This window comes from Paraclostridium sp. (assembly GCF_051657365.1).
GTDB lineage: Bacteria > Bacillota > Clostridia > Peptostreptococcales > Peptostreptococcaceae > Paraclostridium.
The window spans coordinates 1-11,776 of sequence record NZ_JBOFKN010000120.1 but is presented as its reverse complement, the minus strand read 5'-3'; the positions used below and the strand labels follow the sequence as shown (position 1 = coordinate 11,776).

General features: G+C 27.8%; 12 protein-coding genes. All 12 read left to right on the top strand.

Translation table 11 applies throughout. The annotated features are described in order from the left end of the window. Positions 1-23 precede the first annotated feature (23 nt). A complete protein-coding gene (locus ACRCYC_RS08605) occupies positions 24-623 on the top strand; it encodes a prepilin peptidase (protein ID WP_438618699.1) in 600 nt (199 codons plus the stop codon). Between the two features lie 62 nt (positions 624-685). Then, complete coding sequence (pth, locus tag ACRCYC_RS08600; RefSeq protein ID WP_438618698.1) at positions 686-1,246, top strand: aminoacyl-tRNA hydrolase; 561 nt, start codon at positions 686-688, stop codon at positions 1,244-1,246. Between the two features lie 19 nt (positions 1,247-1,265). Next, positions 1,266-4,655: a transcription-repair coupling factor gene (gene mfd, locus ACRCYC_RS08595; protein WP_438618697.1), complete on the top strand. Its 3,390-nt coding sequence runs from the start codon at positions 1,266-1,268 to the stop codon at positions 4,653-4,655. A 25-nt stretch (positions 4,656-4,680) separates the two neighbouring features. Beyond that, a complete protein-coding gene (locus ACRCYC_RS08590; protein ID WP_438618696.1) occupies positions 4,681-5,673 on the top strand; it encodes a peptidylprolyl isomerase in 993 nt (330 codons plus the stop codon). Between the two features lie 101 nt (positions 5,674-5,774). Continuing rightward, entirely contained in the window at positions 5,775-6,314 is a 540-nt protein-coding gene (locus tag ACRCYC_RS08585; protein WP_438618695.1) for a stage V sporulation T C-terminal domain-containing protein, read from the top strand. A 199-nt stretch (positions 6,315-6,513) separates the two neighbouring features. Beyond that, positions 6,514-7,044, top strand: a complete 531-nt coding sequence (locus ACRCYC_RS08580) for a stage V sporulation T C-terminal domain-containing protein (RefSeq protein ID WP_438618701.1) — start codon at positions 6,514-6,516, stop codon at positions 7,042-7,044. A gap of 119 nt (positions 7,045-7,163) precedes the next feature. Next, positions 7,164-8,789, top strand: coding sequence for a putative polysaccharide biosynthesis protein (locus tag ACRCYC_RS08575; protein WP_438618694.1), 1,626 nt, complete (start codon positions 7,164-7,166; stop codon positions 8,787-8,789). An 83-nt stretch (positions 8,790-8,872) separates the two neighbouring features. Further along, positions 8,873-10,324 carry a nucleoside triphosphate pyrophosphohydrolase gene (gene mazG, locus ACRCYC_RS08570; protein ID WP_438618693.1) on the top strand — a complete coding sequence of 484 codons (1,452 nt, stop codon included), beginning with the start codon at positions 8,873-8,875 and terminating at the stop codon, positions 10,322-10,324. An 86-nt stretch (positions 10,325-10,410) separates the two neighbouring features. Beyond that, positions 10,411-10,689, top strand: coding sequence for an HU family DNA-binding protein (locus ACRCYC_RS08565; RefSeq protein ID WP_438618692.1), 279 nt, complete (start codon positions 10,411-10,413; stop codon positions 10,687-10,689). A 60-nt stretch (positions 10,690-10,749) separates the two neighbouring features. Continuing rightward, positions 10,750-10,992: an RNA-binding S4 domain-containing protein gene (locus ACRCYC_RS08560; RefSeq protein ID WP_438618691.1), complete on the top strand. Its 243-nt coding sequence runs from the start codon at positions 10,750-10,752 to the stop codon at positions 10,990-10,992. A 63-nt stretch (positions 10,993-11,055) separates the two neighbouring features. Continuing rightward, complete coding sequence (locus ACRCYC_RS08555) at positions 11,056-11,310, top strand: YabP/YqfC family sporulation protein (protein ID WP_438618690.1); 255 nt, start codon at positions 11,056-11,058, stop codon at positions 11,308-11,310. Then, the coding region (gene yabQ / locus ACRCYC_RS08550; protein WP_438618689.1) for a spore cortex biosynthesis protein YabQ at positions 11,310-11,776 on the top strand (467 nt) is incomplete at its 3' end. The genes ACRCYC_RS08555 and yabQ, both read left to right, overlap by 1 nt.

Below are 11,776 nucleotides of genomic sequence, written 5' to 3'. Positions count from 1 at the left end.
ACCCTACTATAAGTATTTAGATTATGATAAAGATAATATTAATAAGTTTATTAATGGTACAAGTAATACAATTTTCAATTAAAGAAATATTTAAGATAGAATTAGATAAAAATAAGTTGGTAAAAATTATATATATAATAGTCCCTACATTGGTATTTGTGTTATACGTGAAACTAGGTTTTAATGAGGAGTTTTTAAGATATTCCATTTTAATATGTTTTTTATTAGTGATATCTATAATAGACTATTATACAATGTATATATACGATATAACTATAATTAGTGGTATAATAATTCAAGGATTTATATTATTAACAACAAAGGATATTATAATAAATCATATATTAGGACTAATATTTGGATTTATTATTCCATATATAATGGTTAAACTAACAAAAGGTGTAGGCTCGGGAGATATAGGAGTCTATGCTTTGTGTTGTTTTTGCATAGGTATAGAAAAATGTATATACATGATACCTATATCTTTTATGATAGGAGGCGTATATGGTGTTTATTTGATAGTTTCAAGAAAGAAATCAAAGAACTCATATATGCCATTTGCACCTTGTATATTTTTAGCAACATTATTTGTGATATTATCACAACAAAGCTTTATAGTTTAATATATAAAGTTATTAAAATAAAAAGATGATAAAATACTGATTAGTATAAAGGAGGAATGAAAATGTACGTAATAGTAGGGTTAGGCAATCCAGGAAAACAATACGAGCATACAAGACATAACGTTGGATTTGATGTTATAGATATTTTAGCAAAGGAATATGGCATAAGCGTAACGAAAATAAAACATAAGGCACTTATAGGCGAAGGAAGAGTAGGAACTGAAAAGGTTATTTTAGTAAAACCACAAACTTATATGAACTTAAGTGGAGAAACCTTAATAGATATATATAATTACTATAAAGTCGATTCTAATAATATTGTTGTGATATATGATGACATAGATTTAGATGTTGGAAAAATAAGAATAAGAAAAAAAGGTAGTGGGGGAACTCATAATGGAATGAGATCTATTTTAAAATGCCTAGGAACTAATGAATTTCCAAGAGTAAGAGTTGGAGTATCAAAGCCAAGACCAGGACAAGATCTGGCAGACTTTGTTTTATCAAGATTTAGAAAAGAAGAAGCAGATGATTTGCAAACTGGATTAGAAAAAGCAGCTAAATCTGTGGATTGTATGATAAGAGAAAATTTAGATTTAGCAATGAATAAATATAATGGATAGGTTATAGGGGGAGTTAGATATGAACGATATTTTTATATCTCCTTTGCAAAATTCTAAAGAATATAAAGATGTAATAAACAATATAGAAAATACTAAGGGTACATTACTTGTAAATGGGCTGTTACAATCTCAAAAGCCTAATATAGCGTACTCTATATTCAATGATTTGAAAAAACAAGTCCTATATGTTGCAAATACTGATTTAGAGGCTAAAAAAGTATACGAAGATTTATGTTTTTATATGAAAGATAAAGTTGATTATTTGAGTTCTCAAGATATATACTTTTATCATTTAGATGCAAAGGATAGAAATGACGAAGCGAGAAAATTAAAAGTACTATTAAAAATGTTGAGTAAAGAAAATACAATTATAGTTACAACTGTGGAGGCTATACTTGGAAAATATGTTCCTAAAGAAATTTTAAAGCAGAATATATTCACCTATAAAATAGGTGATGTAATGGATATAGACAAAATGTCTAAAAAACTAGTTAATTTAGGGTATGAAAGAGTATCTAAAATTGAAGGGTTTGGACAATTTAGTATTAGAGGTGGAATAATAGATGTATTCTCATTAGAATATGATACTCCTATTCGTATAGAGTTATTTGATGATGAAATAGAATCTATAAGAACTTTTGATGTATTTACACAAAAATCTATAAAAAAAATAAAAAAATGTACAATAACACCATCTAGAGAATTTATATATCCAGACAATATAGATGAATCTCTTGAAAGATTAAAAAGTGATATAAGTAAATCGGCAGATGATGATGTTTATAAAAATATTGATAACATATCTTCAAAAACATATTTTGAAGGTGCTGAAAACTATATAGATTATATGTATACAGATGAAAATAAAAGTATATTCACATATTTAAAAGATGATGCAATTATATTTGTTAATGATGTATCTAGGTTAAAGGAAAGATGTGAAAATTACATAAGTGAGTTCAAGGAAAATTATAAATTAAACCTAGAAAGAGGTTTAGCTTTAAAACAACAAGGAAATTTATTATATCACTACTCAGACTTAGAATATTTAGTTAACAATAAAAAACTAGTTTTAAATATGTTGTTAACTAAATCAATAAAAGATATTAGTATAAAATCCATAGTTAATTTTGAAAGCAGAGAGATACCTTCATTTAATGGTAAATTAGAGGTATTAGCAGAGGAATTAGAAAGATTAAAATATAATGGTCATAAAGTTGTTTTAGCAACAAATACTTATGATAGAGCGAAAAAATTGAATAAAGAATTATTAAACTTAGGGATAGAAGCTGTTTTATCTAGAAAAAGGGATATAGACATACATTCATCTCAGGTAGTAATAGTAGCAGGAAATATAACATCAGGATTCCAATATAAATCTATAAAATTTGATGTTATTACAGATAAAGAGATGATAGGTTCTAATAAAAGAGCTAAAACATCTAAACCTAAGAAGTTTAATAAAGGTCAAAAAATAGAAACGTTTTTAGATTTAAACGTTGGAGATTATGTAGTCCATGAAAATAGTGGAGTAGGCCGATATGTAGGAATAGATCAATTAAGTGTAAATGGTGTAAAAAAAGATTATATGAGAGTTGTTTACCACGGTGGCGATAATTTGTATGTACCTATTGATCAAATGGATAAAATACAAAAATTTATAGGTGCAGATGTTGAGAAAGTTAAATTAAATAAACTTGGAAGTAGCGAATGGTCAAAAGCTAAAGCTAAAGTAAAAAAAGAAATTGAAGATATGACTAAAGACTTAGTTGAACTATATGCTAAAAGAGAAAAAGTAAAAGGCTATAAATTTTCTAAAGACACACTATGGCAAAGTGAATTTGAGACATTATTCCCATATCAAGAAACAGATGATCAAATAAAATCTATAGAAGAAACTAAAAAAGACATGGAATCTACGAAAGTAATGGATAGACTTATTTGTGGAGATGTTGGATATGGAAAAACAGAAGTAGCCATAAGAGCTATATTTAAAGCCTGTATGGACCAAAAACAAGTAGCAGTGTTAGTTCCAACCACTATACTGGCTCAACAGCATTACAATACGTTTAAATCCAGATTTGAGAACTATCCAATAAGGGTAGAAGTTTTAAGTAGATTTAAAACTCCTAAAGAGCAAAAACAAATTATAGAAGATGCAAGAAAAGGATTAGTAGATGTAGTTATAGGGACACATAGAATAATATCTAAAGATATAGAACTTCCTAATTTAGGGTTGGTAGTTATAGATGAAGAGCAGAGATTTGGAGTTAAGCATAAAGAGTCTTTAAAGAAAATAAAATCTACAGTAGACGTATTGACTTTATCTGCAACACCTATACCAAGAACATTACATATGTCTTTAAGTGGAATAAGGGATATGAGTGTTATAGAAGAACCACCACAAGAAAGATACCCTGTTATAACTTATGTAGTTGAGGGTAAAGAAAGTATAATACAAGATGAAATTGAAAGAGAAATAGCTAGAGGTGGACAGGTATTTTTTGTATATAATAGAGTTGAAAGAATAGATGAAATGGCGAGTATGATACAAAAATTAGTACCAGATGCAAAAATAGCTGTAGCTCATGGTAGAATGACAGGCAAAGAATTAGAAAATATAATATTAGGATTCTTGAATAAGGATTATAATGTACTTGTGTGCACAACTATAATAGAAACTGGAATGGATATCTCAAATGCAAATACTATGATAGTATATGATGCAGATAAAATGGGATTAGCTCAACTTTATCAATTGAGAGGTAGAGTAGGAAGAAGTAATAGACAAGGGTATGCATATTTTATGTATGAAAAAGATAAGGTATTAAGTGAAATAGCAGAAAAAAGATTAAAGGCTATAAGAGAATTTACAGAATTTGGTTCGGGATTTAAAATAGCTATGAGAGATTTAGAGATAAGAGGAGCTGGAAATATATTAGGACCTCAACAACATGGTCATATGGCAGTTATTGGATATGATCTTTATGTAAAAATGTTAAATGATGCAATAAGAAAAGTAAAAGGTGAGATAGTACAAGAGGAAATAGATGTAGAAGTAGATTTACCTGTAAATGCATATATACCTGATACTTATATAGATGATGAGATTATAAAAATTGAAATGTATAAAAAAATTGCATCTATAGAAAATGAAGAAGATATGAAGGATATTAAAGAAGAACTAGAAGACAGATTCTCTGATATACCAAAATCTGTAACAGCACTTATATCTATAGCATATATAAAAACTTTATGCAAAAAAGTAGGTATAGAAAAAATTAGAATGTTAAAAGATGAAGTTATACTTCTTCCATTGACTAGATATAGAACTAAAGAAAAAAATGGATATAAAATAATAGATGAATTACAAAGTATACTCGAGCAAATGTGTATAAATAAAAAGTAAATAATTAACTAGAGAGGGTGTTTAAATGAAAAAAATATTATCGGTATTGATGATAGTTATGTTAGGTATTGGTATGACTGCATGTGGTACTCAAAAGCCTGTAGCAGTTGTAAATGGAGTGGAAATTTCTGCAGATGATTTTAAAAAGACAGTAGCAACTTATAAAGAATCTATTTCAAAAATGTATGGAAAAGAACTATGGGATCAAGAAGTTAAAGATGGTGTGAAATATAAAGATGAGATGAAGAAGGCTATTTTACAACAAATGGTACAGGAACAAGTTATTTACCAAGAAGCTAAAAAAGAAAAGTTAGAAGCTAAGACAACAGAAGTTGATAAGCAATTTAAACAATTAAAAGAGAGTATGAAGAAAGATAAGGAGTATGAAAAATTCTTAAAAGATAATGGAATAGATGATGAATTTTTAAAAGCTCAGTTAACTAAAGATATAACTATACAAAACTTTAAAAACAATTTTGATAAGAAAACTAAAGTAACAGATGAAGAAATGAAAAAATATTATGAAGAAAATAAAAAGAACTATGTAGATGATGAAGTTAAAGCATCTCATATATTAATATCAACAGTAGATCCAAAAACAAATAAGCCAGTTTCTGAAGAAAAGAAAAAAGAAGCTAAGAAAAAAGCTGAGGATGTATATGCTAAAGTTAAATCAGGAGAAGATTTTGCTAAACTAGCTAAAGAAAACTCAGATGATGGGTCTGCTGCAAATGGTGGAGACTTAGGATTCTTTTCTAAAGGTCAAATGGTTCCAGAATTTGAGAAAGCTGCCTTTTCAATGGACAAAGGAGAAGTATCTGATATAGTTGAAACACAATTTGGATATCACATAATAAAAGTTACTGATAAAAAACATAAAGAATATACTTTTGATGAAGTTAAAGATAATATAAAACAAAATTTATTATATGAAAAATATAAAGCTGAAGTTAAAAAATTAACTGATAAAGCTAAAATAGAAACTAATGAAAAAGAAGCTTTAAAGATTAATGTATAAAAAAAACCTATACCATTTGGAATGGTATAGGTTTTTTTGCATATTTTTCTTATCTCTGGTAAAAATAAACTCAAAGTTACTAATGGAGGTATCAATCTGATATGAGAGCTACAGGAATAGTTAGAAGAATAGATGACCTTGGTAGGGTTGTTATACCAAAAGAAATAAGAAAAACTTTAAGAATTAGAGAAGGTGATCCTTTAGAAATTTTCACAGCAAAAGATGGTGAAGTTATATTAAAAAAATATTCACCTATAGGAGAACTAAATGAATTTTCTCAAGAATATGCAGAAACATTAGGCGAAACATTAGGTCATGGAGTTGCAGTAACAGATTTAGATTCAATAATAGCTGTATCTAAACTACCTAAAAAAGATTTTAAAGAAAAAAGTATAAGTAAAGAGTTAGAAGAACTTATAGAAAATAGAATAAGCAACTTAGTTAAAGATAATAAATTAGTATCTTTATATAAAGATGATTCTATGGATTATAAGTCTCAAATAATAATGCCTATAATAAGTTCATCTGGAGACTGCATAGGTTCAATATGCTTAGTTTCAAAGAATGAATCAGGACTAAATGAAAGTGATGAAAAACTATTAAAAGTGGCATCTAACTTTTTAGGAAAACAAGTTCAATAATATAAAAAGACCTGTAATATTGCAGGTCTTTTTATATTGTTAAATTAATCTTGAAATGATAATTTTAAACAAAACTAAATAATGGTAATATTTTCATAACATTGAAAATATTACACTCTGTATGTTATATTTAAAGTCGAAATATGGCGAAATATGGAGGTGTGTTATGACTAACTGTAAAATTAAAAATTCATCAGATGTGAAAGCAACAGGAATAATTAGACGAATAGATGATCTTGGTAGAATTGTTATACCAAAAGAAATAAGAAAAACTTTAAGAATTAGAGAAGGAGATCCTTTAGAGATTTTCACGGCTAAAAATGGTGAAGTTATATTGAAAAAATATTCACTTATAGGTCAGCTTAGGGAGTTAGCGCAAGATTATGCAGAAACACTAGGAGAAACTTTGGGGCATGGGATTGTTATAACAGATTTAGATTCAATAATTGCTATTTCAAAACTATCGGAAAAAGAGTACAAAGGAAAACAAATAAGTACAGAATTAAAAAATATTATAATAAATAGAGCGAGTTGCTTTGAAAAAATAGTACCTTTATGCGAATGTGATTTAATGGACTATTCATCACAAATAGTAACTCCTATAATTAGTTGTAATGGAGATCTTATGGGATCTATATGTTTAGTTTCAAAAGGAAAAGCGTTATTAAATGAAAGTGATGAAAAATTATTAAAAGTAGCGGCTAAATTTTTAGGAAAGCAAGTTCAATAATATTTTAAAAGACCCATATTTATTTAGGGTCTTTTAAAGTTTGTATGGGAATATATTGAATCCATAATAGCATATATGTTATATTAGAATTTGTTATACACATAATATGGAGGGGATTTATGAATAACACTAGGGGAAGAGATTCATTCTTAAAAGGTGCCTTAATACTTGGATTGGCTGGTGTAATAGTCAAAATTATTGGTGCATTTTTTAGAATACCTCTTGGAAATTTGATTGGCGCAGAAGGTATGGGTTATTATCAAGCGGCATATCCTGTATATACTTTGTTTTTAACTTTAGCCACAGCAGGATTTCCAACGGCACTAGCTAAGTTGGTATCGGAAAAGAGAGCTATAGGAGATTATAGAGGTGCTCACAAGGTATTTAAGGTATCTTATACAGTGTTAGCATTGACAGGATTTATATCGTTTTGTGTATTTTTCTTTGGAGCAGACTTTATAGTAAATGACATAATGGAAAATCCAGGAGCAAAATATGCTATGTTAGCTATTTCACCAGCTCTTTTATTTGTGCCTGTTATGTCTTCATACAGAGGCTATTTCCAAGGGAGAAGAGAAATGACTCATATAGCTATTTCTCAGATAAGTGAACAACTTTTTAGAGTTATATTAGGTATAACTCTTGCATATCTGCTTATGAATACGCTTGGGCCAAATCCAGGACCAGAACAAGGAGCTGCAGGAGCAATAATGGGTGCTACTATAGGGGCAATAGCATCAATTATATATTTAATAATAGCTTATTTATTTAAGCGAAAAGTTATTAAAAGAGAAATTAAATCAAGTAAGAAATTTAAAGAAGAAAGTATCGCTAGAGTGTTAAAAAGGTTATTAGTTGTAGCTGTTCCTATAACTATAGGTGCATCGGTAATGCCATTAGTAAATATGATAGATAATGTTATTGTTATTAGAAGACTTATGGAAGCTGGATTTACTCAAATACAAGCGAACATAATGTTTGGTCAGTTAACAGGTATGGCTATGGCAATAATAAATTTACCGGCTGTTATAACAGTAGCTATGAGTATGAGTTTAGTACCGACTATATCTCAGGCTTATGCCGTAGGAAATAGAGTTAAAGTTATAAAAGAAACTAAAAGCGCAATAAAGATAACTTTAATGATTGTTTTACCGGCAGCATTTGGAATAGCATCACTGGCTCATCCTATAATGAAACTTTTGTATCCATCACAACCATCCATGGTTGGAACTATTTTATTAGTTCTTACTCCTTGTGTTGTATTTTTAGGTTTAATACAAAGTTTAAATGGTATACTTCAAGGAATGGGAAAACCAATGGTTCCAGTGATTTGTTTAGCGATAGGAATGATATTTAAAATTGGAATAAGTTATACTTTAACAGCTATTCCACAAATAAATGTTATAGGGTCTGCATTAGGAACTGTAATCGCTTATTTTGTAGCAGCGACACTTGAACTAATATACATAAAAAAGGCTATGAAGATGAATTTATCTAAAAAACAAATCTTTATAAAGCCGTTGATAATAGTGACTACTATGTTTATAGCAGTTAAATTAAGTTTTGGATTGATAATAGGAATATTAGGTAATACTTTATCCACTATAATAGCCATAGCAATTGGAGCTATTGTTTATGTAGTTGCTACCTTTACATTAGGTGGTATAAAGAAAGAAGAATTATTAAATATGCCTAAAGGAGATAAAGTATATAAAGTTCTTAGAAAGTTAAAACTTATGAAGTAATATATACATATAAATGTAAAATAAAGGGAATGATTATATATAATTTTCCTTTATTTTACATTTTCTTAAAAAGGAGCTTTTATATGGGAAAAATAACTATAGTAGGTCTTGGACCGGGAGAATATTCTTTAATAAGTCAAGGAGCTTTAGAATCTTTAAAAAGTAGTGACAGGATATTCTTAAGAACAGAAAAACATCCTATAATGGATATATTGAAAAATGAAATAAAATATACGTCTTTAGATTATTTTTATGGAGAAGATGAAGACTTTGATAATGTTTATAATAAAATTGCTAATTTTATTATTGAAGAATCAAAAAATGGAAATCTGGTATATGTAGTTCCAGGGCATCCTAGAGTTGCAGAAAAGACTGTGAGTATAATTAGTGGCATTGCTAATAAAAAAGGCATAGAAACGGAAATAATAGCTTCTATGAGCTTTGTAGATGCTATGTTTAACTATTTAGAAGTAGATCCATCTGAAGGATTTAAATTAGTTGACGCATTTGAAATTAAAGATAGCTATATAGATACAAGTACAAGTATGATAATTACTCAAATTTATGATAGATTTATAGCTTCTAATGTTAAACTTTCTTTAATGGAATACTATGATGATGAGCAAGAAATATGTATAGTAAAAGCAGCAGGTGTTAAAGATCTAGAGAGTAAAAAATACGTTAAATTATATGAATTAGACAGAAATGAAAATGATTTTGATTATTTAACTAGTTTATATATACCAAAATCTGAAAAAACTATGTATAATACAGTAAAAGACTTAGAAAATATAGTTGAACAATTAAGAGGCGAAAATGGATGTGAGTGGGATAAAAAACAAACACATGAATCGCTAAAAGGTCATATTATAGAAGAAGCATATGAATTAGTACAAGCTATTGATAATGATGATATTGATGAAATGATAGAGGAATTAGGAGATATACTTCTTCATGTTGTTTTCCATTCTCAAATAGGAAAAGAAGAAGGATATTTCGATTTAAGAGAAGTAATAAATACTATATGTGAAAAATTAATATATAGACATCCTCATGTATTTAAAAATGAATCAATAGATATGAATACATATGACAAAACTTGGGAAGATTTAAAAAAGAAAGAAAAAGGCGAATCTACAATAACTGAAGGTTTAAAAAGAATACCAACTAGTTTACCTGCTCTAACAAAGGCTAAAAAAGTGCAATATAAGGCATCTTTAGTAGGGTTTGATTGGGATAATATAGATGACGTATTTAAAAAAATTGTAGAAGAATATAAAGAATTACTTGACGAACACAAACAAGGAAATATAAAATACATAAAGGAAGAACTAGGAGATTTACTATTCTCTATAGTTAACCTTACTAGATTTTTAGATATAAATCCAGAAGAAGCATTAAACTTATCTACTGAAAAATTCATAAATAGATTTGAGTTTATAGAAAATAGTGCTATAAGTTTAAATCAGAATTTAGAAGATATGACCTTAAGAGAAATGGACGATTTATGGAATAAATCTAAAAATAATCAGTAAATAAAAGGTATTTTGTTAAAAACCTAGAATTTTATCTAATATCTAGTATAAAATTCTATAATATAAACTTTTAGGAGGTAAGAACCGTGAATAAAGCTGAATTAGTATCAAAAATGGCAGAAAAGAGTGAATTAACAAAGAAAGAAGCAGAGGCAGCATTAAATGCTTTTATGAAATCTGTAGAAGAAGCATTAGTAGAAGGTGAAAAAGTTCAATTAGTAGGATTTGGAACTTTTGAAACTAGAGAAAGAGCAGCAAGACAAGGAAGAAACCCAAGAAACCCAGAAGAAGTTATAGATATACCAGCTTCTAAAGCTCCAGTTTTCAAAGCTGGAAAAGGATTAAAAGATATAATAAATGGATAATTTTATTTATATTTAAAAGTGTGGATATTCCACACTTTTTGTGTATAAGGAGGATTAAATATGAGACTAGATAAATTTCTAAAGGTTTCAAGAATAATAAAAAGAAGAACCGTTGCTAAGGAAGCTTGTGATAAAGGTATAGTAACTATAAATGGAAAAGCTGCTAAGTCTTCATCAGAAGTTAACATAGGTGATATACTTGAAATTCAATTTGGTGAGAAATTAATGAAGTTTGAGATAAAAGAAATAAAAGAGCATGTACTAAAAAATGATGCAAAAGAAATGTTTGAGATAATAGAATAAATTCCAAATGTCCTTCGTATATTTATATTAGGTTATTATAAACGTTGAATATGGAGGGATATTATGGAACATAGTATAGGCTTAAAAGATAGATCTAGTTTAACTATTTCTGGAGTAGAGCACATATACTCTTTCAATGATAAAAAAGTAGAAATACGAACTACATGTGGAGATATGATTGTAGATGGAGAAAATTTAGACATGAGTAAGCTCAGTATAGACGAAAAGGTTATCACTGTAACGGGAACTATAAATGGAATAGTTTATAGTAAAGCTAAAGAACCGCAAGAAAGTTTTTTTAAGAAGTTATTTAAATAATGATGCCGTTTACACAAGATCTTGGAGTTTTTTTTGCAACAGCATATGGTGGTATCATTATTGGTATATTATTTGATCTATATAGAGCTTTTAAGCAAAACTTTAATGTAGTAAAAATTTTCTCGTTATTTTACGATGTGATATTTTGGATGTTTGTTACAGGACTTATTTTTATAACAGTTAATGTTATAGAGTCTTTTGATCTTAGGTATTATCATTTTATTGCACTATTTATAGGATTTATTATTTATTACAACACAGTAAGTAAATTCATATTAAAAATTTTAAACAAATTAATTGGATTCATTATAAATACGATAAAACAAATTTTAGTATATATAGGCAAGATTTCGGTTAATTTGTATTACGTTATAATCTACTCAATACATTTATTATTTGATACTATATTTTATATACCTAATTTACTAGTGAAAATTTTAAAAACTTTTAAAATTAAATCACGTAA

Coding starts and splice junctions, on each gene's coding strand:
- pth (WP_438618698.1), top strand. CDS start 686: ATGTACGTAATAGTAGGGTTAGGCAATCCAGGAAAACAATACGAGCAT.
- ACRCYC_RS08560 (WP_438618691.1), top strand. CDS start 10,750: ATGAGACTAGATAAATTTCTAAAGGTTTCAAGAATAATAAAAAGAAGA.
- ACRCYC_RS08555 (WP_438618690.1), top strand. CDS start 11,056: ATGGAACATAGTATAGGCTTAAAAGATAGATCTAGTTTAACTATTTCT.
- ACRCYC_RS08585 (WP_438618695.1), top strand. CDS start 5,775: ATGAGAGCTACAGGAATAGTTAGAAGAATAGATGACCTTGGTAGGGTT.
- mazG (WP_438618693.1), top strand. CDS start 8,873: ATGGGAAAAATAACTATAGTAGGTCTTGGACCGGGAGAATATTCTTTA.
- mfd (WP_438618697.1), top strand. CDS start 1,266: ATGAACGATATTTTTATATCTCCTTTGCAAAATTCTAAAGAATATAAA.
- ACRCYC_RS08605 (WP_438618699.1), top strand. CDS start 24: ATGATAAAGATAATATTAATAAGTTTATTAATGGTACAAGTAATACAA.
- ACRCYC_RS08590 (WP_438618696.1), top strand. CDS start 4,681: ATGAAAAAAATATTATCGGTATTGATGATAGTTATGTTAGGTATTGGT.
- ACRCYC_RS08575 (WP_438618694.1), top strand. CDS start 7,164: ATGAATAACACTAGGGGAAGAGATTCATTCTTAAAAGGTGCCTTAATA.